The sequence below is a fragment of the Phyllobacterium trifolii genome (assembly GCF_014192095.1).
GTDB lineage: Bacteria > Pseudomonadota > Alphaproteobacteria > Rhizobiales > Rhizobiaceae > Phyllobacterium > Phyllobacterium trifolii.
Map to the genome: position 1 here is coordinate 257,845 of NZ_JACHXN010000003.1, position 23,325 is coordinate 281,169.

The following is a 23,325-nucleotide window of genomic DNA, read 5'->3' on the forward strand; positions in this document are numbered from 1 at the left end:
GCTCCCGCTCATGATGTGCGCTCCTGATAAAGCCTGCGAGGCGGCAAGGACTTCGAACTAGGCGCGTGAACCTTGGCGCTCTTCGCGAAGCCCTGAGACCTAATATCGCCGTTCGGTCGCTTAACGCCGGTATGCTTTGCCCGGACCTTGGCGACCTTGGACTTTTCCTTCACGTCCAATGCCGTTTTCTTAAGATGGCAATGCGAATGCGCCGGCGCGAGATTGCCTTCAGTGTTCGATCCGCCGTTGATCAGGGCGATTACATGATCGGCTTCCCAAGTCTCGCCGATCTTGATCTTGGTCTTGCACAGATAGCAGGAACCCTTGTCCCGGTCATAGATGCGTTGGCGAACCCGCGGGGGCGCTTTGGTATTATCGGTCTTGCCGATCCACTCTGCGACCTTGCGGGCCATTACCGGTCACCCCGCGGGCCGGGCAATAGCGGCTGCATTGAACCGGTTTCGTAGGCAGTTGCGATACGCGGGCGGACATGCTCTGAGACGGTCTGTCCGTCTGGCATCTGGACGTGGGCAAGAAACGCGTCTTCGAATGTTTCGATGCCAGCTTCAACACTTTCAAGCTTTGCCTTGATGCAGAGGAACAGTGCCCGCCACCGTGATCGGCAAGCCTGTTCCCATGCTTTTCCTTGGCTTTCAGGGCTTCGCCGCTGCACGCCGCGTACCCCGAAAGTCGCATGAGTGAACGCGCGGCTCTGCTTGTCCGGCAATGGCATTTTCAGGACAATACGCCGGCCGTCCTTTTCAAAAGCGATGACGGCCTGATCTGCGCTTTCAAAAGATGCAAAGCTGCTGGCACCATATTTCCGGATGATGGCTTTGATCTCGCCTTCGGTCTTTGCAACAGGAACTGTCGTGTCTTTGGCGTAGGCCATCAGTCGCCCCCTTCCATGCGGTCGAAGAACTCGCGATCCTCGTTTCGGATGTCGCGGAGATGGTCAGGATCGGATTCTGCCTTGATCGGGCTGCCTTTGCACCAATCACAAACCCGCTCGCATAGATCGCAGCCGCCCTCGGGATCGACGCAGCCAATCTCGTCTAAGCAGCAGTAGATGACACCTTCGCCAGCGCAGTTTGAGCAGTATTCATCGATCTCGCGATCATCGTCGGGGCTCGCGAGTTTCCACTCGTCGTATCCTGGCAAGCCCGTCATGCTGCCACCTCGTCAATGTTCTGCTTGACGACGTCGAAGCTTATGGCAGTAATCCAAGGGTTTTCAGCCCACGCGTCGGCGCCATTGATGTGATCCCAAAGCGCGCCGTATGCGTCGATCGCAGACGTAGTTGATGCGGTATCCCAATCGGAATCAGGCAGCCCGTAGAAGCGTCCAATCTTTTGGATGCCTTCTGCAAGCGCGTCTTTCTCGCTGATATCCTGCAAGCGTTCGACCCGCACGTCTTTGACTATCAGGGTGAGGCGGGAAAGACGGCGCGGCATGTGCATTGCCTGTCGGTACTTTCCGCTATCGATTTCACCATCAGCGATATAGTGGATGGAACTTGTTTGAAGGTCGCGGGGCGCGATCGCATCGAACATTGCATGAGTTCGCCACGCCTCGCGAACGTACAGACGGTCTCCGATATTGATCCGGAGCTTTACCACTCCGCAAAACACTCCGTACTTTGATCGCCATTCATACTGATAGAAGGCAGGCGCATCGAAGGGGCGGATCAATTGCTTGACGACATGCTTTCCAGAATCCTTTGGCGGCGAGCCCAACGGCAGTAACCGGCGTGTCTGGGTCTTACGACCGGCGAGCAAAGCCTGAACCATGCTCGCGGAAAAGAGGCTAGGACGGTCAGCCATTGGCCAACTCCTTTTCCTCTAAACGGGCTTTACCCGCGATCATCTTGACGTAGTTCGCCTTATTGTCGGCATCACCGCATGCGGTCTTTGCCAGTCGAACGATGGCACCGGCCCGCGTTTCGGCATCTTCGGATAGGCCACCGACCAGTTCGGCACTGATGACGGTTTCGAGCTGATCTATGTTGCTGCCGATCGCAGCCGAGACTCGCTTAGCAAAGCTCTGCAGCCATTCGGTCTCATCGAAATCATGATCAGTAGAGTCCGGCGACACCTCGGCGGAGGTTTCCGAAGTGTCGCCAGACTGATCCGCTTTCGCGGTGTTGGTGGAAGCAGCGTTATCGGTTATCGAAGCCGCGCTGCTTCCAGCATCTCCGCTCGGGGCAAGCTTCAATGCATCTGTGTTCTGGTTTGTGGCGTCACCGGCAAGGCTATCCGTCTCGCGGGTCACATTGGCCGCGTCGAACCCTTCTTGCTCTCCTTGGGGCTTATTGGCGGCCAGACGCTCCATAATTGAAGGGCGAGGGGTGACGTCCTTCGCATTGTCAGCGCCTTGAAAGCTTTCGACTTCGTCGCGATCGTAAACGCCGAGCAAGACCTCCGGGCAATGCCGCCGCGCCCAAGACCTCGCAGAGAAGTATCCAAGCTGCTGCTGCGGCTCCGATTTCCAAAGAGGAGAGTTCTTGACCGTGATGTTGCCGACGGCTGGCGAGGTGTAAACGCATTCCTCATCGTCAAGAATGCCGGTGACTGTGCAAGTCATCGTGGGGCCTCCGCCATCGAACTGGTACTTGAGCCTTCCCTTAATGCCAGACCGAGTATTGACGACAGCGGCGATGAGCTGCGCCTCATAGGCAATCCGCCCGCCGACCTCATAGGACTTCGACGCGACGGCAAACGGGCTCATCTGCCATTCCAGCGCTTGCATCGCTACCGCCATACATGCGCCGGCATTGCCCCGAAGGTGCTTCGGAAGGGCTATGTCAGCCTTACACATAACTTCTGCGAAGCGAACAACCTCGCCCAGGTTCTGCGGCGCGATCGACGTACCATTGGCTCCGGTCGATACTGATACGCTATTGATGGATGTTTCGCGTGGGGCGATCTGGTTCATTATCGTGCTCCAAGGTAATGGCGCGCGGTATGCTTCTCGTCGGCGCCGAGATCAGATTTGTTGGCGACAAAGTTCAGGTAGTCCCAAGGCACGTCCTTCCAGAGGAGTCCGCGGTGCTTGCCGAACGTGACCTTGGTCAGCAGAACCGGCGCAGTGGAAAGGCGGACGAGCTCATCGGGATTCCTTGCCAAGACGAGCCGATGCAGAATGTGTGCGGTGACATAGGTATCAGGCCCGGCGCGATGCGGAGGCATGGCGGCACTTGGATCGTCAAACCCTTTGTCGATATCCATCCAGTATCGAAGCGTCTGGTTTGAGAAGCCCGGAGCGTCTGGAAGAATATGCTTCGCGCACTGCATCGTGCATATCCAGCGTCGGCCGCCACCGCCAAAGAATGCTTGTTCAAATTTGGCATTGTGAGCGGCAAAGATGTCGTCTTTTTCCATGCCATCCATAAGCATCATGCATGCCGTACCAGGATCGATCGCGCCGACGACATCGGCATCCGAGATGTGATGCACGGCGCGCGTCTGTGGCGGGATTGGATGACCGGGATTGACCAGAAGCGACCGAGTTTCCGATACCTTCCAATCTGCGGTCAGATCGGTCCAGCCGACCTCGCAAATAGCCTTGATCTGATCGTCGGGAAGGCCGGTCGTTTCAAAGTCAACTACGCGAATCTTTTGCATTATGCTGCTTCCTGTTCGGCGATCTGCGCCTGTCGGTTGAGGAAATGGTCTACGCGGTCCTTGGACCAGACCTTCATCTGGATTGGTCGTTCGCCGCGGTTGAATGGTTCGCGGCCGGGCCAATAGCCTTCATCAAGGCAATGCCGGATCGTATCGAGGCACCAACGGACGCAGGCTTCACCGCGATCGATTGTCATGGTCTCGATCTCGACATGTGCCGTGTCTGGCACATCATCGTTGAGGACATAGAGCAGGGCGAAGGTTTCGAACGGGACACCGAGACCGCGGCAAACCATGCGATTGATCGCGGCTTGCAGGTAATAGGCGCAGTCGAATATCTGGCGCTCGAGGAAATCTTCATCCATGCTGGACGTGGACTTCAAATCGCAAAACACACCGTCAGCAGCCGGGATGACGTCAGGACGCGAACGAAGCCAGATGCCGGTCTTTGGGTCTTTCCAAAGCATTGAACGCTCTGCGCGGCCGTTGAGAATGCCTTGCTGCACTTCGGGATACTTCGAAGCGTCGTCGGCCATCCGCTTGATCGTTTCAAGCTGATCGGATGTGAGAACCGTCATGCCCTCCTTGGCACGATCTGCCAGCCAAGCCTTGCAGGTGTTGTTGTTGCCATTCCATGCTCTGCCATCGGGAGCTTCGTCGGGGCGGATGACGTAGTGATCTCGGAACGTGCCTTCGCTCAACAGAAGGAAGTGGACAGCCTTACCGAACTCAAGCGCGGGGCTGGACTTCGGTACGACATGATCCGGGTTGTGCTTCCACCGTCCAAAGAAAGCCTTCGGGCTTCCGCCGTGGGTAGGCAACAGATGCTTGAGCATGGACTTTGAAACCGACGGTCCATCCAACAAATTGGGATTGTTGTGATAGTCATCCATTTTGATCCCGGCATATGTGCCGTTCGCCGTGATCGGTTTTCCATCCCACACTTTTTCCTTTGCCAATCCGCCAACGATCTTGTCGGCAAGAGAGCCCAATGACTGCATGGCGTCGGTCTCGATGATCTTTTCCATCGTTCTGTCTCCGATCAGTATTTCAGGGTGACGTTGGGAACCAAGCCGCTGACGATCGCTATGACGATCTGTTGCGCCTGGTCTGCGGTGATGTCCGAGCAATCGACCAGCTCGCTCACGATGGCCCTATTGACCGTCTGGCGATGTGCCTTGTCGTCGTCTCGGCGTTTCTGTTCAGCCTCGGCCGCGGCTTGCTCATCGGCTGCCTTGCGGCGATCGTCCTCGACCTTCGCGGCAGCATCGGCGATTGCCTGTTTGGCGTCCGCGTCCGCTTTCGCTGCCTTACGTTCAGCATCCGCTACACGCTCGGCGGCCTCGTCCAAGGCCTTCTGACGGGCTTCATTCGCAATGCGCTCGTCTTCGACCTTGCGGGCTTCCGCCTGTTCGGCCTCTGCCTTTGCCGCATTCTCTGCAGCCAGGCGTTCAGCATCGGCGGCTTCGCGTTCGGCATCCTTCGCGCGAAGCTTTTCCAGTTCGGCCGCATCGGCTTCCTGCTTTTCCGCGATTTTAAGCATCCGGGTCAGCGTCTCGATCGCATCTTCACGAGCGAGAGAGGCTTGTGCGGCGAACTCTTCCCACGTCGCGCCGAGCTGCGTCTGTTCCGCTGTGGCCAGCAATTCGCGATACTCGGCAACCGTGCGGCCAAGACCAACTTTGGAAAGATCGATCAGAGATTGAAGTTTCTCTTTGTGAGCGTCGACCCGATCTTCCTCGATCTTCTCCCAATCATCGACGGGCTTGCGAACCTCGTCACGCAAGGCGTCTAGTCGTTCCTCGATCGTGTTACAGGCGGCGTTGACCTTAGTCGTCTGGTTGCGCCAGCCTTCGGTCAGTGCCTTGCCTTGTTTGACCAGAGCCACTTTGGTTTGGGCAACCTTGTAGGCGAGGGATTTAACCGCATCCCGGCCAGTCTTGGTCGATGTGTCAGGGACATGCTTTGAAACGGCTTCCTTCACCGCGGAATAGAGCTTTTCGAACTCCTCATCGTTGGTGAAGGTCTCGGCAGTCATGACGGCCGGCAGTTTGATAATCAGGTCGGTTGCTGCTGCCTTGCTCATCACAACACGCTCCCCAGGCATCCGGCGACGAAGGCCAGCCCCATGAAAGCGATGGCAGCCATAAGCTTCCAGCTTTCGCGGCGGGCCCGGTTGTCGGTCAGCGGATCTACAATGAGGATGCGGTCAGGCTCTTGTTCAAAGGTGCGGTTCATGGGTTATTCCCCGATATCGTGGTTGAAATCTTCCGCTTGCTCGGCGTGCCAGAGATCGATCATCCCCTTGGCCTCGACCAAGCTGGATGCGTCTCCGCAGCGGTCATCGCCATCGCCGCAATATTCGACGTGGACGTAGTGCCAGTCCCATCTCCGATCAGGGATCGGCGGCGGCTCGTAGTGGATGTCGAAGTCGCGATAGCGCTCGGTCACTGATCGAACCCCGCACGGGAAGCTGCAAAGCTGGTCTCAATGGTGTTCGCGAAACCAAGAACCGAGACGACACCGCCGATCATGGCCACGACGGGCGCGAGGTAAAAAATCCAGTTCATGCCCCGAACTCCCAAATCTGCTTGTGAAACCGGCGAAAGAAGCGGGCCAGGAACAGCCGCGACTTGATCGCCATGAACCGATTGCCGCTCGCGAAAGGCGTGCCGGTGTGGCTCTTCTCGACGCGATACATGCGTTCCAGACGCGATAAGGCTTGATCGATCGATACCGGCGGTTCAGTGAATCCTTCGAGCCCGACACAATGCAGACGGCTCAACAGATCGCGTTCGTCGCGGATGGCACCGATCAGATTCCGCAGATCGCGCTTTTCCCTGAACCGAAACAGACGCTTTTCATTTTCGATCTGAGCCGGCGACTTGGTGAACTTGGCCAATGCCCGCGCAATGGAGTCGCCGGTAGGGTCGAGTGCTGAGGCACGGCGAAAGTTGTGAGCGATCACGTTCATCGCGAAACCCTCGAGGCTTTGCCATTGTCGCCAGCGGTGTTGCTGGTCCGCAAATCGCAGTTGTAATAGCCATCAGCGCAGGAATAGCGCGTGGCTGTCTCGGCTTCGCGTGGCGTCCAAGTGTTGTACGTGCCGCAACCGGAGAGCTGCAGGGCAGCCGTGACAGTGGCGATGATGAGCGCCGTTCCCAGAATATATTGCTTTGGAGAGGTCATTTCGTTCAGCCCCGAATGTTCCGATGGGCCTACTGTATACGTATCATGCGTAAACACAACAAGTATTTACGAACCGTGCGTAAAAATATTTGACCGCCATGCGTACGGCGCGTAAAAGAAAAGCGCCGGAGGGATGATCCTACCGGCGCCTGAGCACGTTCATTAAGCTATCCCTTAAGTATCACGCCGGTGATTTCCAGTACAAGGGAAATGTCCCGCTCAGGGCGCAGAAGTGTTGATTTTATTGGGTCTGCTCGGAGGTTCCCGCCAATAAATGAGACATGGAGCGCTAAGGCAGCGGTCTTTTTCAGGGCATTGTCCCGCAGCACCGATCATCCGGCGCATGAATTCCTAGGCGGTTTGTGATTCCAGTCTAATCACACGGTCCGGACGGGTAGACGCCGTCTGAATGATTTGGATGCGGTCTGACGAGTAAACTGAGCAACATACCTTCAAGAATTGAGACAGATTGGCCTTCTGGTGGAACAGGCAGCTCAGGATATCCGGACTTCATAGCATCCCGTCTTGCCAGCATCGGGCAGGGCGAAAGGGCGGAACCTCTCGTACTTGAGGGTGAACGTCTTGATAGGTCGTATTGTGTCACGAATCCTTCAAAAGGGTCACTTTACAGTTCCAAATTTGCGCATAACGCGCCCGACAACATAAAGGTCTTCGACCTTCCAAACTTTTGTTTTATGGCGCGGGTTGTCAGAAATGACCGAGACGAGCGTTTCTTCAGCGCCAGGAACGCTGGAGACCTCAAGGCGTTTAATCGCCAATCCGCCAAGTTCATCAATAATAGCGTAGAGCCCATCAGGCGAGGGCCGACGGTGGCGGGTGTCGATAAACACAACGTCGCCCTCATCGAGGGTCGGCTGCATCGAATCGCCTTGCACCGGGAAAATCGCGATGTCCCGCGCGCCGAGACCGAGTGACACTAGGATAGCTGGTGGAAGCTTCCAATAATCCTTCACACTCTCTGCTGAGAAAGTCATGCCGTGCTTGCCAGGAACACCTTCGTTGACAATGGCTAAGCCACCAGCACCCATGCCAGCGGTTATATCGATCTGAGGCGAGCTGCCTTCTGGCGCACCGTTGAAGCCTGTCTCAGATCCTATGGACATGCGTTCGTCGTTATCCCGCTGTTCAGGTCCATCAGGATCATAACTTTGAACAAGGCGCGGGCGCGAAGCGGGTCGAGTTGAAAACTCCGGACCAGCGAGTTCCCATATCTCTTCTTTACGAATGGCCGGGCTCCCTTTCCCCGCGAGAGCGTCCACGATCTTTGCAACCAGATCGCGCTTCAAATATCCACCTGCATAGTCGGTAGGGCTCTCGTAGCGCTGCACGCTGGACGCGCTCTTATAGCCAAGTGCCTTGGCAAATTCATCCATGCTCAACCCGGCCTTTAGCCGAAGGGCTCGTACTCTTCCAGTTATTGATTCCGGGCTGTTATCCATGATGCGTATAAACGCACATGCGATTTACGTTTTCCACGTTGACGTCATTTACGAAGTATGCGTATATGTACGCACACACAATGATCATCGGGAAAATCATCCAATGCAAACACCAGCGGAATATGTGATCGGCAAGTTCGGAGGTCTGACCAAAACGGCCAGAGCGCTCGGCGTCCCGATCTCGACAGTTCAGGGCTGGAAGGAGCGGGGAAAGGTACCGCAAGAGCATTGGTTGCCCTTGATCGAAGCAGCCGGAAAGAATGGCGACGCTTTGGAGGTCACAGACTTCCTTAAAGATCATGAAGAGCCATCCTCCGAGGTGGCAGCGTGAGCAGAAAATCCAAGAAAAAGATGGCGCGTGCCGCTGCGAAAGCGCCGACGTGGCTCCGGACTGGAGCTGCCGCAACGTTTGATCCGCAGGGCACGCGTGAGTTTCGTACCAAACAGCTCGGTACGTTCGGTGAGGCTTCTGACGTCCGCAATATCGATCCCTCCGGATACGTGGTGAAATCGTGATTGATGATCTGGACAAGATGGTTCAGGACGCGGTCGAGCGCGGAATCGTCAAGGTCATTCCGGCGGGTGTGACAGCGATCGCTGCTCCGAAGAAAGACCAGACTCCTGTCCGTTTTCATCCCGCGTCCTGCGGCAAAGGCGACCGCGTGTTTCGCTCTCGTTTTCTCGATGAGCAGGACGGTGATTTCTCATGAGTACCGCTATCGCGATCAGCCTCTACTTGCTCGGGTTAATCGGCGCTGTTGCTGCCGTGGGGCGGGATGTAGCCCCTGGCCCGAGAGAATGGGCAATCATCGTTATTTGGCCTGTAGGTGTTTTTTGGTCGGTGATTACCGGCCTTGCGGCTCCCCTGATGGGGAAACTTTCCAAATGAAAACAATTCCAACTGCACTGGCATCTCTGTTTGGCGACGTCTTGCCTGCTGCAGTTTCATCTCAGTGTCCTTCCTATTCCGAGCCGACCGGAGAGGGCTCGCTCTACACCTCAAAATGTAGAGCGAAAGGACTGTCAAATGTCGGAAATCCAGGGGCGCGACCAATCAGATTCACGGCGTAAGCCGGAAATCTCACGGCGCGAGGCAGAAATGTATCGAGTTGAAGTCATCCAATCTGAAATGGCCTCGGCCGTCCGGTTCTTGGGCGGCGAGGGAAGTGCGAAGGAACAGATCACCAAGGCAGCACGTGCGGCGGGCCTGTCTATTACGGTGGTTGAACGTCTTCGCTGGAGGAAAATCAAACGGGTGCCGGCTGATATCGCGGACACAATCCGCGAAGCCGTAAGTCGCCACAACGAAGAAAGTCTATCGCGTGCAAAACACGAACTCTACGTCGCAGAGCAGAAAAACGCAGTCCTTATGGCACGGCTTCAAGCAATCGGTTCGGATCTGGACCGGTCGTAAGTTCATCAAATGGGGAGGCAAGCTCTCCGCATCGGGTGCCGAGCTGATCTTCGCTGCTGAGTTTGAAAATCAACTTATCGAGGATGGAGAATGAGCATGGCTGAGAAGAGTGACAATAACAAACTGACCGATGCCGAGCGCCGCGCGCTCATGTTCCACCACTTCTCTGCGGTTCAGATCGCACAGAACGCTGTAAACCTCGCCAACGAGGAGCGGAAGCGGGTCAGAAAGCTCGCCAAGGTCGATGGCATCGTTCTTTCCGATCTGGATTTCATGCTTCGCTGCGCCGAGATCGAGGATCCGACGATCATCACCGGACAGATCAGGTCGATGACACAGATCGCCGAATGGTTCGCTCTTCCCGTCCAGTATCAGCCCGACATGTTTGTCGATCGTGCGCCGGCACTGGAGCGGATCGAAGCCGAGGGCCTTGTCGCCGGTCTGTCCGGAATGACCGGCGTTTCGGAATACGGCGCCGGTTCACCTGAAGATCAGGCATGGATGAAGGGCTGGACCAAAGGTCAGAAGTCGCTCGCCGATGATCTGGTCTCGGCGATGGAGAAAAAGAAGAACACCATCAGCCAGGACAATGATCCAGGCTTTGCGGGCGATTCAGAGGAAAATCAACCAGACGCTGCGGAGTAACCCGACATGGTGGCGCGTAAGGATATTGATGTCGAGTTGGCCCGAAAACTGAAAGCGCAAGGCCTAAATTATAAGGAGATTGGCGATCAGTTGGGTACCAACGGCATCACAATGCGAATGCGCCTCGATCCTCAATATGCTGACCGCCGCCGGGAACAGGTGAACGAAACAAGGCGCATCAAGCGCTATGGCCACGACAATCGGGTCAGGAAGTCCCCCCGCGTTGCGCCCGATGACTTGGACAGCCTTCCCGCTCTTCCGTCAGACACGCGAAGCGTCACCGGTCGGCTATGCGGCGATCCTCTTCCCGGACGTAGCGCACTTGATCAAAGGAAGACAAATCAATGTTGAAGTTGGGTAGTGTACTGGAAGCGACACCCGCGTATCGGGCAGCCGTGGCTCGCCAGCAGGCAAAAGAAGATGCTCGGCTGCATCCCGAAAAGATCACGGTTTTCTCGACCTATCAGTCAATCAAGAAGATGGTTGACCAGAAACTAGCTGTTGATCATCTCAAGAAAAGCGACTGTGAGCGGGAGCGCTTGCACCTGTGGCTCCTAAACGCCGAGTACAACAGCGAAAAGCCGATCGGTGCGGCGATCGTGGAATTCAATGCTCGCAAGCACAATTTGACGGTGGACGATATCAAAGGCGATAGCCGGTTCCGCAACATCATAGCGGCCAGATATGACGCTATCGTAGATCTTCATCACAAACGACCCGAACTCAGCCTTCCCGAAATGGGCAGGATCATGGGCGGTCGTGACCATACAACCATCCTCCACGCGCTGCGCAAGCGAGGCATAGCCTACAAGCCACGCCACCAGACATTCGATCCCGATCAAGCCAGAACACTCTACGCATCCGGGATGACCAATGAGGAAGTGGCGCTGGCTATGGATTACGCCGTCGAGACCGTTCGCCGGGCAACGTCGCCATTGGCGCAAGGGCGGTCGGCATGAACGACGATCTGAAGCCATGGGAAGTATACGTCACCCTGTTTCTTGTCTCCCTGCTTATCGGGATCGTTGTCCTCGGATTCATGTCCATGGGCGAGATGCCGGTATGAACCGCGTCGTCATGAACATGGATGCGCAGGGCTGCTTCACGATCTATTCGGATGAGCCTGTCGAGTTCTTCGTCGTCTCCGATCATACCCCCGCCGATCGCGTCTACCAGATGCAAGTCGAGGTTGGTGTCGAGAAAGTTCAGCAGCAACTTGCCGGTGAGCCAATCGGTCACGCGATGGATAGCCACGTCCTCGGCGAGGGATACGGCCCGAGGAAGCCGCCCTCCAAGCGCAAGTTGGAGGTGGTCAAGTAATGCACCTCTTCGATTGGCCATTCGGCGATATCAACCCGCACAGCTTCGACATGATCATGGCCGATCCGCCTTGGCGCTTCGTTGTCAGGTCTCCGAAAGGCGAGGGCAAGAGCGCACAAGCGCATTACGACACCATGGCGCTGGAAGATATCAACACCATGCCAGTCATGGATCTCGCCGCACCGAACTGTGTCCTATGGCTTTGGTGTACCGCTCCGATGCTTCCGCAGCAACTGACGACCGTCAAAGCCTGGGGATTCGAGTATTGCACTGAAGGCGTATGGGTGAAGATGACGACGCACGGCAAGGTGTCATTCGGCACCGGCTACGGGCTTCGCGGTTCACACGAGCCCTTCATCATCGCCAAACGCGGCGAACCCAAACTCACCAAATCAACCCGATCGGTCATCCATGGCAAGGCGCGTGAACACTCCCGCAAGCCCGAGGAAGCCTACTTCGAAGCAGAACGATTGATGCCGCGCGCTCATCGTCTGGATCTGTTTTCCCGCACGAATCGTCCCGGCTGGACAGTCTGGGGCAAAGAAGTCGGCAAGTTTGGAGAAGCCGCATGAACCTCGCACATAATCAATCAAACCTCGACAATCCCCTCGATCGCGCCTTGCTGGCGTACTTCTACGACCGCCGGGGTGACTGGCTTGACCGAAACATGGTCATGAAGAAGTGCGGATTCGATAGTCCATCGGAACATCCCGTCGGCGCCTATGCACAATTTGCGAACAGCCTCATCCGCGTCAATCGCGAGATCGCCTATCGCAGCCTGACCATCATCAGAGATGAACGGGCACTCGACTTCTTTTCCCTGCAATCTGCGGAGTATGGCAAATGACCCTGATCCTCGGGCTCGATATCGCTACCCGTACCGGTTTCGCCTATTACGACGATCAGGCTTCTCTCGCTGCCATCCGCGTCGGTCACATCCAATGCGAGGGCGAAGAATTTGAAGAGAAGGCTGCTTTTCTCGGGCGGGCACTCGTCAGACTGATCAAGGCGGATAAGCCGGATTTTATCATCATCGAGCGGCCGATCCGGGCACAACCGGGCGGCGGCGGAAAGCGCACCATGAAGTTCATGGGCGAGGAGCAGCAAGTCGAGGCCAAGGGTTCCGGCCTCAATGCGGTCATATCCTCCAATCAGCTCGTAGGCGCGGCTTCGGCGATCATCGGGGCGTATGGCATCCCGTTCGACACGATCGCCTCTGTAAGCTGGCGCAAAGCCTTCCTCGGCTTCGGTACCCATAAGGGATGGGAACGCAAGGATTGGAAGAAAGCCGCGCGGGACCGCTGCACTCAACTGAAGATCAAAGTCACCAACGATGATCAGGGCGAAGCCGTCGGAATCGCCTTTGCCGGATCCGGTCATGATCGCGTCAAGATGATGAAAATAGGAGCTGCGGCGTGAATGTGGCTCTACGTCCCGAATATCTCAACATCCTCTCCATCTGCACCGGAGGCGCCGGACTCGATCTCGGCATCGAACTGGCAGTTCCAGGCGCTCGAACAGTCTGCATGGTCGAGAGGGAAGGTTTCGCGATCGCGCAACTGGTATCAGCTATGGAAGCGGGCCTCTTGGCTCCAGCGCCTATATGGAGCGATGCCAGAACCTTCAACGGCAGACAGTGGCGTGGCGCAGTGGATGGCCTCATTGGCGGCATCCCGTGCCAGCCCCATAGCCTTGCCGGCAAGCGTCTCGGCGAAGAAGACGAACGCGATCTCTGGTCGACAGCCCGACGCATCCTCGTCCAGTCCGGCGCGTGGTTCGCCCTTATCGAAAACGTCCGCGGCATGCTCACCTCGGGCGGAGCCGAACGGGTATGGCGAGACCTTCGCCGATTGGGCTTTACGGTTGAGGGAGGATTGTTCACGGCGTCAGAAGTTGGCGCAACGCATGAGAGAGAACGCTTCTTCCTCCTCGCAGTGGCCGACTCCGCAAGTCGCGGACATCAATCAGGACCGTGGCGGCATGGAGTATGCGGAGAAGAAATTCCAGCAGTCCGGTTATCCGAACTTGGCGAACTCAGCAAAGATGTTCCAGGCGTCAGCCTGGCTGACGCCATCTGCGAACGAAGATGCGGCGGGCACGGTCGATGGCAAGATGCAGAGGATGTTGACGCATCAGGCAAAGGAAGCGTCCGATCTCTGGTCGACGCCTCGGGCATCGGACGGGGAGAAGGGCAGCCCAAATCAGAGCTTCGGGGCGGGCGGGATACCATTGCCAGCGCAGGCGATTCAGCTTGGCGAAATGTGGACGACGCCACGCGCGACAGAAACCAACGAGGCGTGGGAAACCAAGCGGGCACGCAACATTCGTCATCTAGCTACAAGCACATCGTCGAGCCGAACGAAGGGCGTTGGCGGCCCCACGACGTCAATGCAGGCGGAGGCGTTGGCCTCTTCCCTCCCGGTCCATCCGATCTATCCAGTTGGCGGGATACACTCGAAAGAGCGCCGGAGCTTGAACCCGCTTTTCGTAGAGTGGCTGATGGGCTGGCCACAAGGCTGGACATTGCTCGCGTGGACCGACTTCGCATGCTCGGCAATGGAGTTGTCCCATTGGAAGCAGCGTATGCGTTTCGCACTCTCTCAACTCGCCTCGCCAAAAGAGGCTCCTCCGGCGCAGCTCGCCTTGTTCGGATGATGGGAGAGTCAGCATGAACGCGCATCAGACCAACATCCGCGCATCGCTACCTGATGCAATTGAGGCAGAGCAGGCTTTGCTCGGGGCTATCTTCGTCAACAACGATGCTTATTGGCGGGTGGCTGCCTTCGTGAAGCCAACCCATTTCGCCGAGCCGATCCATCAGCTTCTCTACGAAACCATGGGGACGATGATCACAGGCGGTCGCGGGGTAAACCCCGTTACGATCAAATCTTATGTGCCTGTTGATCTGAAGATTGGCGACATGACGGTCATGGAATACATGGCCAGGCTTTGCGCCGAGGCGATCACCATCATCAACGCCTACGATTACGGCCGAGCTATCATCGAATCGTGGTCGAGACGCAGGCTTGTATCGGTTGCTCAAGACCTTGACGAATTGGCGCGCAACATGCCGGTCGATATGACGCCGGAGAAGATCATCTCATCCATGGCGGATGAACTGACCAAGATCGCGCAGGAAGGCAATGAGCGGGCAGGATCGCTCAAATACGGTGTGTTGTTACCAAAGGCCATTGATCGCGTTGCTCGGGCTTCACTGTCGACCACATCGCTCATTCCTTGGTTCCTGCCGGAGATAACCATGGTTGCCGGCGATATCCGACGCGGCAATCACATCGGACTGATGAGCGATTCAGGCGGAGGCAAAACCTCATTCGCGCTTCAGCAGTGCCGCCATGCCGCTCTTGCCGGGTTTAGGTCGGCGTTCTTCTCGATCGAGGTCACCGACGAAGAAGCCGCGCTCCAGTCCGCGGCACAAGCCAGCCGGATCCCGCTCGGCCGTCTCGACGCCTACACCATGGATACGAGGGAAATAGAACGGATCGAGGCTGAAGTGATGAAGTCGGTCGATATACCCTTCGACATCGTCGGGTTTGCCGATTGTACGCTTTCGGACATTCGCATCAAAATGGAGGCGATGAAGAAGTCGGTCGGGCTCGACCTGGTTGTCATCGATCATGCCAAGATGATCGCGCTGCCGAATCCCAAAGACATCTTCGCCGAGCGCATCAATGCCCTTTATCGCGGGCTCAAAGCCATCGCCAAATCGCTTGATGTCGCCGTTGTCACCCTCATTCAGAGAAACGACGAGTGGAAGGCTCGCTGGAGAACAGGCGGTTCCATTCGGCCGATGATGGGCGATGCCTACGGCGGCGGTAGCGTGAAGCAGAACCTTGATATCTGGTTCTCCCTGTATCGACCGGAACCGCTTTACAAGGAACTCATTCCGATCTGTCCGCCCGAACGGCCGCGCACCGATGGCCAGCCGACCAAGCGCGAGAAGATGATCCGCGACTACGAGAACTCTCGTGGCAAGGCCTGGATCATCAACCATAAGCGCCGCCGCGGTGAACCTGGCCAAAGCCAGCAGGTCAATTTCGAGGCCGAATATACATCTTTCGCGTCCAGCACTTCCGACATGCCAGAAGCCTTTGAAGGATTTTTTGAATGAACCGATACAGTGCCTATTCTCAACCTGTTCCCGGCGGCTGGCGCGTCATGCTTCGGTTTTCCAAGGATGGCCATCCGAAACCCGTCATGGGCGAGGGTGACAAGCCGGAAGTGTTCCCGTCCGAACTGTTGGCTCAACAGGCGATCACGAAGCATCTGCTCGCATATTTCAACGGAGATTATCAGCGGTGCGGTGAACGTCTCTCTACTGCCAAATCAGAGGCTGAAAAGATGTGGGGCGCGATCCATATGAACGGTCGAGAGATCAAGATCGAGCGGAAGGCGGTAAAAGCGTGAGAATGTGGTTTGCATACGAGTTATCAGATGCCGGCGTTTGGGAGGCGGTCTGCTATCGCGTCAACTTCGGCGATCCCGCCTTGGATGATCGCCCGAGGACCAATCTTGTCGCTGTTCCTGCAAGTTGCATTGGCGAGGATGGCGAACCGCTATTTGGTCGGTTGCGTGATCTATATCCGCTCGAGGTGGTGGATGGCTGAGATCGACGCGCGCATTGCCTCCATATCAGCCGAGTACGACGTTTCTCTCATCGGCAAGAGCAAATATCCAGAACCAGGCGAAACGCGCGCTGTGGCCTCTCTGCTGCATATTCTCAATGCTTACGGGGAGGGACATCTGCGCATGGTTCTCTCCACGCTTGCGGAAACCGAGAACAACCGGGCAAGCCTCGATGCTGTGTCGCTGTGGTGTGTGTCCGATCTGATCCGTGCGTTCCCGCAGCTCGTGGAGCATGAGACGACAGCATGGCTTTCCTGCTTCGATGCAATGCCCGTTGGAGAACTTCAATACGTGAATAACGAATGTCTTCGTGGTGTGGTAAAGCTCAGGCACTCGCTTGCAGGCATGTTGACGGAGCGCATTTACCGCCGGTTCGGACCTCGGGCAACGCAGCCAGACCTATTTGATGATCGCAGGAGGATGCCATGACAGAAGAAAAAAAGCACTGGTATCTCAGTCGCCCACGTACCCATGAGTACGAAGTGGAAATCACACCGCGATGCGATAACGTAGATCAAGTTCTCTTGGCATTCTTGGAAGGTCAGGCTGTCCCGCAGGGATCTCGGATCCACACGATACTTCCGACCAAGGATAATGAAAATCTCATCGTTGTCTATGAACGCGAGGTGTCGAAGCCATGAACGAAGGTGACATCGCAGAACGCCTTATCGAGGCATACGAGATTGCGCGAAATAGCAGCGATCAAGTCGGACCGAAGCGTCTCAAGGCCCAGGCTATGCCATACCTGCACTCTCAGGCCGACAAGAATGGTTGGGGAAGTGAAAGGCTCGCGGAAGAGCGCAAAGACTTCTGGGAAAGCCTGTCCCGCACGCCGACTGCCCGGCAGATATCCGAAGCAGAAGAAGCGATTAGTTGGCTCGCACTGGTCAAGAACGAGGCAGAGCGCCGCTGCCTTTCGGAATGGGCCTATTGCATGGCTAGTAAGCAATTCTTCAAGGATGTATGTTTCAGAATGGGTATTCACCCAGAGACTGGAAGACGTCGAAAAAACAGGGCAATAGTCTCGATACTATTCGCGCTGGGCGGCAATGTATTGTTGCATAACAAATCATGCGGCAACAGCCTGTTGCATGAGGAGCCCGAAACAGACTACTTTGCAGATACGATCACAGACCCACGCCAATCGAACGGCATTACTTCATGGGCTGATGATGAAGCCTTTCAACCATTCATCGCTGGAGCCAAACACGATTTCTCGTGGGCTGATAAGCGAAACGAACAAAGACGTCAGCGCAGGGCAGCGACGCTCAAGAAGCAGGCGGCATAAATGAAGGCTAACGACGCTTTAGGGATGCAACATCGTTTTGCAGTTGCTGTACTGCTCGCGCCAATTCTTCGAGAGCCAATGCTATCTGTCGGGCCTGTTGATTGGGATCGAGTGTCCCTTGGGCCGCTCTAGCAGCCGTGATTGCGCCTTGTGCTGACATAATGGTCCTCCCGTTTCGGGAAACTTGCAACAGCCCCGCTTTGAGCGGGGTTTTTCAATTTAACAGAGATTGGCGCAAATCGTCCAGCATGGCCAGCGTCATTGGGTCCGCCTTATCCTTCGCCATTTCCATGTAGCCGTGTAGCGCCGCTGGATATTGGCCTGGTTGGAGAGCGCCATTGTCTTGCAGGCATACCACGAGCATCTGAAAAGCTACGGTGACCGCCGACATGTGCGCGGCAATGACTTCGTGATCTGGTGACACTTTGGACTTCGGCATTTCATCCTCCGGGTTGGGCCGACGATATCACTTTAAAGGGCTGGCCATGAACCTCGAACTTGCTCGCGAGTTGATGGTTTATGCCGCCAATGTACTGAAATACGAATGCCCGGAAGACGTTCCCGAGATAAGGATCGAGCCTGATCTGGAATGTCATGGCCTGTTTCGCTGGTCCATCTTTCGCCCGCCGGTGATTTCGTTGCGCGACTGGCGCGAGGGCAATCTCGAAGATCAGGCAACGCTTGTGCATGAACTTGCGCATTGGGTTCAATATGAGAGCGGCTTCGGGACGAACGAAATAGGGGCGATCACGGTCGAATGCCGGTGGTTGCAGTCGAAGGGTGAAAACCCGCGCGATTACATGTCTGAATCCTCAGTCTTCAAGATGACCGGCGACAAAGAGTTTGCCCGGCTCGAATGGCTTTAATCAAAACAACCGGAGAATGTCATGAGCACCGAAAAGTTTTTGAAGCGTTGGGCCAAAAATCAGCCGAACCCGAAACAGGCTTACGAGAAGCAGATGGCACTCATGCCGGTGACCATGGAAGCACTTCGCGCCATGAAGCTGCCGATGGATTTGCGTTCATGAGATGGACCAACGGCGAGCCTGGACCGGCAATGACTGATCCGATCCTTGTCACGCACAAGGAACACGGTCTGATGCTGGCGACATGGCAGGAGCATCGCGGCTCGTACATCGGTGTGAAGGCGACGGGCGATACACACGCACCGTTCTTTCACGCGCTCATCGATGTTGGAACCACAACCAAGTGGTTCACGCCATCCTGAAAGCACTCCGATGACGAAAACGCGACAGCGCTGAGCGCTTTGACTGGCCTTAGCTCTATACTTTGCCCGCCTGATCGTTGCTCACCTTGCTGGCCGTCCTGCTCCTCAGGTCGGTACGGTAGTAAAACCAAGCTAGAAAAACAGGGATGCCTACGCCGGTCGCGAGAATCGAGCCTATGGTACCGAATAGCACCGTCATGACGGCGACGAAAACAGTGACACCAAATGCTCCAACGACGACGAACATGTTCCAACCCCAACCGCCAATTTCATATCTCGGTGTAACTATACCGGTTTGCTGCGAAGAGTCACGACTTGTGGTCATGTCAACGCAGTCAAGGAACGGTCGCAGCATTCGATCACTGGGGGTGGGTCAAAAGTCTGCAAAGTCGGTTGCTCCTGCTCTGTTCGTTGTCCTTGTTGATTGGGCTGCTTACCAGCTCAGAGAGCCGCAAACTGTATGGCTCGTCAATCTAATCAGGGGATGGGTTTCATGAACCGGCGCTCACTCCTCGCATTCATCGGCCTTGCTCCCATCGCTGGCGTAGCGGCGGCACTGCCACGACCGGCGGACCCGGTGAAATTGGCTGGCACGACTGGTCGAGAGATCAAGGCAGTTGTCGGCGAGTGCGGACCGGAAGCAATCATGCCGGTGCAGCCTTTCGTATTTGTCGAGGGCAAGCTTTACTTCAACAAGGCTCGCATCAACGACTTATACCGATAACGGTTTGCGGCGACATTCCGACCTGCCCAACTCGCGACAGGATACAGACTTTCATTCGTGCCGGATCGCCGGAAACCGGGGCCGCAAGGGGCTTGTCATTTGACCCGGTGAAATGGGTAAGCGAGACAGAAAACGAAAACGCCGAGATTGCTCCCGGCGTTCCTGCGTTAAAGCAGTACTTTCAAAATGGCGGCGATGCCTAAGAGGCAAGGTGCCAGATTGATCGTTATCGTTATTCGAACCGTGGTTTTCTTCCACATTGGAATAGCCCTCGGTCGTCGTGGCCACGAGACCATAAGGTTTCGTGAAACATGCCCATCGAACGGATAAGCCGCCGTTCATGAGTGCATCGGCCCACATTCCGCGTTTCGAAACCGCGGTCAGTAGATCCCGTCGGACTCTGGGTATCCATCCTACTTGTCGGCGGTGAGCCGGTGAAGGAGGGGCCAGTACGGGCGCCAGGGTATCCCGCCGGGTGGTCCCGTCGTCCAAACGGAGATCCTTCGGGGGCCTGGGTTGAGACGAATATCTCACAAGTGTGCCAGCGGATGCAATGCCGACAAAAGTACTGCCAGCGATCATCAGTGGATAGCGGTGACAACTGAATTCAAACTAACCGGATCAATCGTGCCCCTCAACACCAAACAAGAGCGTTTCGTCGCTGAGTATCTGATCGATCTCAACGCGACCCAGGCTGCAATCAGGGCCGGTTACAGCGCAAAGACGGCAAACAAAGCCGGTCCGCGCATGTTGGTAAATGTTGGTATTGCCGCTGCGATAGCCGAAGGCGCGCAAAAGCGGGTCAAGAAAGCCGAGATAACGGCGCAGGACGTTCTCGACGGCCTCTACCTTGAGGCTACCCGTGAGGGGGAAGGCGCCTCCCACGGGGCTCGTGTGTCGGCATGGGGACTGCTCGGCAAATACCACAAATTGTTCACAGACAAGATCGAGGCAGACATCTCGGGGGATATCACGGTGACGGATGCGAAATCAAAGCTTCAACATATCGTCTCTCGCCTCGCTTCCACCACTTCAACGACAGGCGGTTCTGGCAAGCCTGAGTGAAAAGGACTGTCTCGATCTCATCCATGACTGGAGGTTCTTCGCCCGCGACAACCAGATAGCTCCGTCGGGTGACTGGCAGACATGGCTCGTATTGGCCGGGCGTGGCTTCGGCAAGACCAGGACCGGCGCTGAGTGGGTTCGCGAGCAGATCAAGGCGGGGCGCAAGCGTGTCGCTCTTGTCGCTCCTACCGCATCCGATGCCCGTGACGTCATGGTCGAGGGTGAAAGCGGTCTGCTCTCTGTCTGTTGGGCAGGGGATCGATCGATATCAGGCGATATGCTTGGTCGACCATCCTATGAGCCATCGAAACGACGGGTGACATGGGCGAACGGGGCGGTGGCGACACTGTTCTCGGCCGAAGAGCCTGAACGCCTTCGCGGACCGCAGCATGAGGCCATGTGGTGCGATGAGCTGGCGGCGTGGAAGTATCTGCGCGAAACATGGGACATGGCGATGTTCGGGCTGCGCCTGGGGAATGACCCGCGCACCATCATCACCACGACACCAAAGCCTTTGCCGCTCGTCAAGGAGATAGCGAAAGACCCGACAACGGTCATCACGCGTGGCTCGACCTTCGACAATGCGGGCAATCTCGCTCCGAAGTTCCTGAAGACGGTCAAGGAGAAGTACGAAGGTACGCGTCTCGGCCGCCAGGAGCTCAATGCCGAGATCCTTGACGATCTGCCCGGCGCCCTATGGAGCCGAGACGAGATCGACAAGAAGCGGGTCAGGGCTGCCCCTGACATGCAGCGCATCGTTGTTGCAGTCGATCCTTCCGGCACCAAAGGTACGGGGGATGACGGCGACGACATCGGCATTGTGATCGCTGGCAAGGGCGTAGACGGACGGGCTTATGTTCTCTCCGATCGGACCTGCAAACTGTCACCTGCAGGATGGGGACGCCGAGCAGTCGAAGCCTACAAGGAATTCGAGGCTGACAAGATCGTGGCTGAACGCAACTTCGGCGGCGCCATGGTCGAGCATGTCATTCGAACCACTGATGACCGGGTTCCTTACAAGGAAGTGACAGCAAGCCGCGGCAAGGTCGCTCGGGCTGAACCTGTCGCCGCACTCTACGAACAAGGCCGGGTCTCTCACGTCGGATCGTTCCCTGAGTTGGAAGATCAGATGTGCCAGATCGCGCCCGAGGGGTTTGTAGGCGAGGGGTCACCCGACCGCGCCGACGCTCTCGTATGGGCCCTAACCGAACTGATGCTCGGTGAAACCGAAACCGTCGCCATGATCCTGAAGAAGAGACACCGTACATGAACGCTATCACAAGGGTTACCAACGCGGTGGCGCGGCGCATGGACGTGATGTTTCCGGGCTTCTTCGCCCAGGTGAAACACAACCATTACGCTGACTTCGGTTATCCGACCGATCTCAACTTCAAGCAGCTCTACGACATGTATATGCGCAACGGCATCGCTCATGCCGGCGTAGAGAAGACGATCCTCAAGACTTGGCAGGACATGCCCTTCCTGCTCGAAAAGGAACGTGACGGCAGCGAGGGCAAGGACACCAAAGAGACCAAGCTGGAAAAGGATATCCGGACGCGGTTCAGCGATCTCCGGCTATGGCAGCACCTTGCCGAGGCTGATCGCCGTTCCCTCGTTGGCGGATACTCCGGTGTGATCCTCCGTCTTGCCGACAGCAAGACCTTTCAGGAGCCGGTTGATACCGTGCCCGGCGGTCCGTTGGGACTGGTCGAGCTTATCCCGGCATGGGAAGGCCAATTGCAGGTCTCCGAATGGGATACCGACGAGCGGTCCGAGAACTACGGCCATCCCAAGATGTTCCAGTTCAGCGAATCCTCTGTCGATCCATCGCAGAAGGTTCAGCGCCAATTCCAGTTGCATCCCGATCGAGTGATCATCTGGTCAAAGGATGGGACTGTCCATAACCGGTCTCTGCTTGAGCCCGGCTACAACGATCTGATGACGTTGGAGAAGATCAGCGGTGCCGGCGGCGAGGGGTTCTGGAAGAACGCCAAGTCGTCACCTGTCCTGCAGATCGACAAGGAAGCTCGGCTTGAGGATATGGCCAAGGCGATGGGTGTCCCGCTCGATGAGATCGCCGATCGCATGGATGAGCAGGTCGGTGACTGGCAGAAGGGATTCGACAAGCTGCTCATGCTTCAGGGCATGGAAGCCAAGACGCTCGGCATCACTCTGCCTTCACCCGAACATTTCTTCGCCATAGCGCTGCAGTCCTTTGCCGCGTCGGTGCCAATTCCTCTGAAGATCCTCGTCGGGTCACAGTCCGGAGAGCGTGCCAGCACGGAAGATGCCGATGAATGGGCACAGACCAATATGTCCCGCCGGAACAATCAGGTCATTCCGAACACCATGGAACTGATCAATCGGCTGGAACGCTTCCGGATCCTGCCTGAACAAGACTGGCATATCGACTGGACCGATCTGACCGAGAGCTCGATGGCCGAGAAAATCGAACGGGCGGTGAAGATGGCCGACACCAACCAGAAGATGAAGGACGGCGGGGAACTCGTGTTCACGCCCGAAGAAATCCGCGCGACCGTCGACATGGAACCGCTTTCCGATGAGGAGAAGTACCGCGACGATCCAACCGAAGAGGACAGCACCGCGGCAACCACTCCGCCGCTGCCTGGCAAGCCAGCACCGAAGAAAGAGACGCTATGAACTGTTCGGATCAACATCCGGTCGCTGGCCAATTCGGCGGCGATCCGCAAGGAAAAGCGCAACG

41 protein-coding genes and 1 pseudogene are annotated in these 23,325 nt (G+C 56.6%); 26 read left to right on the plus strand and 16 right to left on the minus strand.

Features of this window, described 5'->3' with window-relative positions; all coding sequences use genetic code 11:
• Window positions 1–8: 8 nt before the first annotated feature.
• The 14 genes from FHS21_RS06200 to FHS21_RS06260 form a co-directional block, all read right to left on the minus strand.
• Window positions 9–413, minus strand: coding sequence for an HNH endonuclease (locus FHS21_RS06200; protein ID WP_183661238.1), 405 nt, complete (start codon window positions 411–413; stop codon window positions 9–11).
• Complete coding sequence (locus FHS21_RS06205; protein ID WP_183661241.1) at window positions 413–892, minus strand: hypothetical protein; 480 nt, start codon at window positions 890–892, stop codon at window positions 413–415. Before FHS21_RS06205 ends, FHS21_RS06200 begins: the two co-directional genes overlap by 1 nt.
• Entirely contained in the window at window positions 892–1,170 is a 279-nt protein-coding gene (locus FHS21_RS06210) for a hypothetical protein (RefSeq protein WP_183661244.1), read from the minus strand. Before FHS21_RS06210 ends, FHS21_RS06205 begins: the two co-directional genes overlap by 1 nt.
• Window positions 1,167–1,823 carry a hypothetical protein gene (locus tag FHS21_RS06215; RefSeq protein WP_183661248.1) on the minus strand — a complete coding sequence of 219 codons (657 nt, stop codon included), beginning with the start codon at window positions 1,821–1,823 and terminating at the stop codon, window positions 1,167–1,169. Before FHS21_RS06215 ends, FHS21_RS06210 begins: the two co-directional genes overlap by 4 nt.
• On the minus strand, window positions 1,816–2,934 hold the full coding sequence (locus FHS21_RS06220) for a recombinase RecT (RefSeq protein WP_183661251.1): 1,119 nt from the start codon (window positions 2,932–2,934) through the stop codon (window positions 1,816–1,818). The genes FHS21_RS06215 and FHS21_RS06220 overlap by 8 nt, the downstream gene beginning before the upstream one ends.
• Window positions 2,934–3,623 (minus strand): exonuclease domain-containing protein, encoded by a 690-nt coding sequence (locus tag FHS21_RS06225; protein ID WP_183661254.1) that lies wholly within the window; start codon window positions 3,621–3,623, stop codon window positions 2,934–2,936. Before FHS21_RS06225 ends, FHS21_RS06220 begins: the two co-directional genes overlap by 1 nt.
• Complete coding sequence (locus FHS21_RS06230; protein ID WP_183661257.1) at window positions 3,623–4,651, minus strand: PD-(D/E)XK nuclease-like domain-containing protein; 1,029 nt, start codon at window positions 4,649–4,651, stop codon at window positions 3,623–3,625. Before FHS21_RS06230 ends, FHS21_RS06225 begins: the two co-directional genes overlap by 1 nt.
• 14 nt (window positions 4,652–4,665) lie before the next feature.
• Window positions 4,666–5,709, minus strand: coding sequence for a hypothetical protein (locus tag FHS21_RS06235; RefSeq protein WP_246410859.1), 1,044 nt, complete (start codon window positions 5,707–5,709; stop codon window positions 4,666–4,668).
• A complete protein-coding gene (locus tag FHS21_RS06240; RefSeq protein ID WP_183661264.1) occupies window positions 5,709–5,861 on the minus strand; it encodes a hypothetical protein in 153 nt (50 codons plus the stop codon). Before FHS21_RS06240 ends, FHS21_RS06235 begins: the two co-directional genes overlap by 1 nt.
• Before the next feature lie 3 nt (window positions 5,862–5,864).
• Entirely contained in the window at window positions 5,865–6,074 is a 210-nt protein-coding gene (locus tag FHS21_RS06245; protein ID WP_183661267.1) for a hypothetical protein, read from the minus strand.
• A complete protein-coding gene (locus FHS21_RS31145; RefSeq protein WP_281385964.1) occupies window positions 6,071–6,193 on the minus strand; it encodes a hypothetical protein in 123 nt (40 codons plus the stop codon). The genes FHS21_RS06245 and FHS21_RS31145 overlap by 4 nt, the downstream gene beginning before the upstream one ends.
• Complete coding sequence (locus FHS21_RS06250) at window positions 6,190–6,597, minus strand: hypothetical protein (RefSeq protein WP_183661270.1); 408 nt, start codon at window positions 6,595–6,597, stop codon at window positions 6,190–6,192. The genes FHS21_RS31145 and FHS21_RS06250 overlap by 4 nt, the downstream gene beginning before the upstream one ends.
• Window positions 6,594–6,812, minus strand: a complete 219-nt coding sequence (locus tag FHS21_RS06255; protein WP_183661272.1) for a hypothetical protein — start codon at window positions 6,810–6,812, stop codon at window positions 6,594–6,596. The genes FHS21_RS06250 and FHS21_RS06255 overlap by 4 nt, the downstream gene beginning before the upstream one ends.
• Before the next feature lie 620 nt (window positions 6,813–7,432).
• Window positions 7,433–8,272, minus strand: coding sequence for an XRE family transcriptional regulator (locus tag FHS21_RS06260; RefSeq protein WP_281385965.1), 840 nt, complete (start codon window positions 8,270–8,272; stop codon window positions 7,433–7,435).
• A gap of 103 nt (window positions 8,273–8,375) precedes the next feature.
• On the opposite strand from FHS21_RS06260, the gene FHS21_RS06270 reads away from it, so the two are divergent.
• From FHS21_RS06270 to FHS21_RS06355, 19 genes and pseudogenes are all read left to right on the plus strand, one after another.
• Window positions 8,376–8,603 (plus strand): carph-isopro domain-containing protein, encoded by a 228-nt coding sequence (locus tag FHS21_RS06270; RefSeq protein ID WP_183661275.1) that lies wholly within the window; start codon window positions 8,376–8,378, stop codon window positions 8,601–8,603.
• Window positions 8,600–8,788, plus strand: coding sequence for a hypothetical protein (locus FHS21_RS06275; protein WP_183661277.1), 189 nt, complete (start codon window positions 8,600–8,602; stop codon window positions 8,786–8,788). Before FHS21_RS06270 ends, FHS21_RS06275 begins: the two co-directional genes overlap by 4 nt.
• Window positions 8,785–8,982 carry a hypothetical protein gene (locus FHS21_RS06280; RefSeq protein WP_183661280.1) on the plus strand — a complete coding sequence of 66 codons (198 nt, stop codon included), beginning with the start codon at window positions 8,785–8,787 and terminating at the stop codon, window positions 8,980–8,982. The genes FHS21_RS06275 and FHS21_RS06280 overlap by 4 nt, the downstream gene beginning before the upstream one ends.
• On the plus strand, window positions 8,979–9,161 hold the full coding sequence (locus FHS21_RS06285; RefSeq protein WP_183661283.1) for a hypothetical protein: 183 nt from the start codon (window positions 8,979–8,981) through the stop codon (window positions 9,159–9,161). The genes FHS21_RS06280 and FHS21_RS06285 overlap by 4 nt, the downstream gene beginning before the upstream one ends.
• 138 nt (window positions 9,162–9,299) lie before the next feature.
• Window positions 9,300–9,686, plus strand: a complete 387-nt coding sequence (locus FHS21_RS06290; protein WP_183661286.1) for a hypothetical protein — start codon at window positions 9,300–9,302, stop codon at window positions 9,684–9,686.
• Between the two features lie 96 nt (window positions 9,687–9,782).
• The gene (locus FHS21_RS06295) at window positions 9,783–10,331 is read left to right on the plus strand and encodes a hypothetical protein (RefSeq protein WP_183661289.1); all 549 of its coding nucleotides are present in this window, start codon (window positions 9,783–9,785) and stop codon (window positions 10,329–10,331) included.
• Window positions 10,332–10,675: 344 nt separating this feature from the next.
• Window positions 10,676–11,290, plus strand: coding sequence for a helix-turn-helix domain-containing protein (locus tag FHS21_RS06300; protein ID WP_183661292.1), 615 nt, complete (start codon window positions 10,676–10,678; stop codon window positions 11,288–11,290).
• Between the two features lie 103 nt (window positions 11,291–11,393).
• The gene (locus tag FHS21_RS06305; protein ID WP_183661295.1) at window positions 11,394–11,651 is read left to right on the plus strand and encodes a hypothetical protein; all 258 of its coding nucleotides are present in this window, start codon (window positions 11,394–11,396) and stop codon (window positions 11,649–11,651) included.
• The gene (locus FHS21_RS06310; RefSeq protein WP_183661298.1) at window positions 11,651–12,223 is read left to right on the plus strand and encodes an MT-A70 family methyltransferase; all 573 of its coding nucleotides are present in this window, start codon (window positions 11,651–11,653) and stop codon (window positions 12,221–12,223) included. Before FHS21_RS06305 ends, FHS21_RS06310 begins: the two co-directional genes overlap by 1 nt.
• Window positions 12,220–12,498: a hypothetical protein gene (locus tag FHS21_RS06315; RefSeq protein ID WP_183661301.1), complete on the plus strand. Its 279-nt coding sequence runs from the start codon at window positions 12,220–12,222 to the stop codon at window positions 12,496–12,498. The genes FHS21_RS06310 and FHS21_RS06315 overlap by 4 nt, the downstream gene beginning before the upstream one ends.
• Window positions 12,495–13,070, plus strand: coding sequence for a RuvC family protein (locus FHS21_RS06320; protein WP_183661304.1), 576 nt, complete (start codon window positions 12,495–12,497; stop codon window positions 13,068–13,070). Before FHS21_RS06315 ends, FHS21_RS06320 begins: the two co-directional genes overlap by 4 nt.
• A 2-nt stretch (window positions 13,071–13,072) precedes the next feature.
• Window positions 13,073–13,534 (plus strand): annotated as a pseudogene (locus tag FHS21_RS31465) (DNA cytosine methyltransferase); the annotation flags it as partial.
• A 22-nt stretch (window positions 13,535–13,556) separates the two neighbouring features.
• On the plus strand, window positions 13,557–14,306 hold the full coding sequence (locus FHS21_RS30580; protein ID WP_246410867.1) for a hypothetical protein: 750 nt from the start codon (window positions 13,557–13,559) through the stop codon (window positions 14,304–14,306).
• Window positions 14,307–14,319: 13 nt separating this feature from the next.
• Entirely contained in the window at window positions 14,320–15,780 is a 1,461-nt protein-coding gene (locus tag FHS21_RS06330) for a DnaB-like helicase C-terminal domain-containing protein (protein ID WP_183661311.1), read from the plus strand.
• A complete protein-coding gene (locus FHS21_RS06335) occupies window positions 15,777–16,076 on the plus strand; it encodes a hypothetical protein (protein WP_183661314.1) in 300 nt (99 codons plus the stop codon). Before FHS21_RS06330 ends, FHS21_RS06335 begins: the two co-directional genes overlap by 4 nt.
• A 2-nt stretch (window positions 16,077–16,078) precedes the next feature.
• Entirely contained in the window at window positions 16,079–16,276 is a 198-nt protein-coding gene (locus FHS21_RS06340) for a hypothetical protein (RefSeq protein WP_210283379.1), read from the plus strand.
• Complete coding sequence (locus FHS21_RS06345; RefSeq protein ID WP_183661319.1) at window positions 16,269–16,724, plus strand: hypothetical protein; 456 nt, start codon at window positions 16,269–16,271, stop codon at window positions 16,722–16,724. The genes FHS21_RS06340 and FHS21_RS06345 overlap by 8 nt, the downstream gene beginning before the upstream one ends.
• Window positions 16,721–16,936 carry a hypothetical protein gene (locus FHS21_RS06350; protein WP_183661322.1) on the plus strand — a complete coding sequence of 72 codons (216 nt, stop codon included), beginning with the start codon at window positions 16,721–16,723 and terminating at the stop codon, window positions 16,934–16,936. The genes FHS21_RS06345 and FHS21_RS06350 overlap by 4 nt, the downstream gene beginning before the upstream one ends.
• Window positions 16,933–17,583 carry a DUF6362 family protein gene (locus FHS21_RS06355; RefSeq protein ID WP_183661324.1) on the plus strand — a complete coding sequence of 217 codons (651 nt, stop codon included), beginning with the start codon at window positions 16,933–16,935 and terminating at the stop codon, window positions 17,581–17,583. The genes FHS21_RS06350 and FHS21_RS06355 overlap by 4 nt, the downstream gene beginning before the upstream one ends.
• Before the next feature lie 214 nt (window positions 17,584–17,797).
• Here the strand turns inward: FHS21_RS06355 and FHS21_RS06360 are convergent, their stop codons facing one another.
• On the minus strand, window positions 17,798–18,022 hold the full coding sequence (locus FHS21_RS06360; RefSeq protein WP_183661326.1) for a hypothetical protein: 225 nt from the start codon (window positions 18,020–18,022) through the stop codon (window positions 17,798–17,800).
• Window positions 18,023–18,068: 46 nt separating this feature from the next.
• Here FHS21_RS06360 and FHS21_RS06365 point away from each other — a divergent pair, with 46 nt between their 5' ends.
• Genes FHS21_RS06365 through FHS21_RS06375 form a run of 3 tightly spaced genes read left to right on the plus strand, consistent with a single transcriptional unit; the run spans window position 18,069 to window position 18,811 of the window.
• Entirely contained in the window at window positions 18,069–18,449 is a 381-nt protein-coding gene (locus FHS21_RS06365) for a hypothetical protein (RefSeq protein ID WP_183661327.1), read from the plus strand.
• A gap of 21 nt (window positions 18,450–18,470) precedes the next feature.
• Window positions 18,471–18,611 (plus strand): hypothetical protein, encoded by a 141-nt coding sequence (locus FHS21_RS06370; RefSeq protein WP_183661329.1) that lies wholly within the window; start codon window positions 18,471–18,473, stop codon window positions 18,609–18,611.
• Window positions 18,608–18,811 (plus strand): hypothetical protein, encoded by a 204-nt coding sequence (locus tag FHS21_RS06375; RefSeq protein WP_183661331.1) that lies wholly within the window; start codon window positions 18,608–18,610, stop codon window positions 18,809–18,811. Before FHS21_RS06370 ends, FHS21_RS06375 begins: the two co-directional genes overlap by 4 nt.
• 55 nt (window positions 18,812–18,866) lie before the next feature.
• Here FHS21_RS06375 and FHS21_RS06380 read toward each other — a convergent pair whose 3' ends face one another.
• A complete protein-coding gene (locus FHS21_RS06380; protein WP_210283381.1) occupies window positions 18,867–19,058 on the minus strand; it encodes a hypothetical protein in 192 nt (63 codons plus the stop codon).
• A gap of 246 nt (window positions 19,059–19,304) precedes the next feature.
• Between FHS21_RS06380 and FHS21_RS06385 the strand changes: the two genes are divergently transcribed.
• The 4 genes from FHS21_RS06385 to FHS21_RS06400 all read left to right on the plus strand — a co-directional run bounded on the left by FHS21_RS06385 (window position 19,305) and on the right by FHS21_RS06400 (window position 23,261).
• Complete coding sequence (locus tag FHS21_RS06385) at window positions 19,305–19,535, plus strand: hypothetical protein (protein ID WP_183661335.1); 231 nt, start codon at window positions 19,305–19,307, stop codon at window positions 19,533–19,535.
• 594 nt (window positions 19,536–20,129) lie between these two features.
• Window positions 20,130–20,600 carry a terminase small subunit gene (locus FHS21_RS06390; protein ID WP_312879845.1) on the plus strand — a complete coding sequence of 157 codons (471 nt, stop codon included), beginning with the start codon at window positions 20,130–20,132 and terminating at the stop codon, window positions 20,598–20,600.
• A complete protein-coding gene (locus FHS21_RS06395) occupies window positions 20,518–21,870 on the plus strand; it encodes a DNA-packaging protein (RefSeq protein ID WP_183661337.1) in 1,353 nt (450 codons plus the stop codon). Before FHS21_RS06390 ends, FHS21_RS06395 begins: the two co-directional genes overlap by 83 nt.
• Entirely contained in the window at window positions 21,867–23,261 is a 1,395-nt protein-coding gene (locus FHS21_RS06400; RefSeq protein WP_246410868.1) for an anti-CBASS protein Acb1 family protein, read from the plus strand. Before FHS21_RS06395 ends, FHS21_RS06400 begins: the two co-directional genes overlap by 4 nt.
• Window positions 23,262–23,325 lie beyond the last annotated feature (64 nt).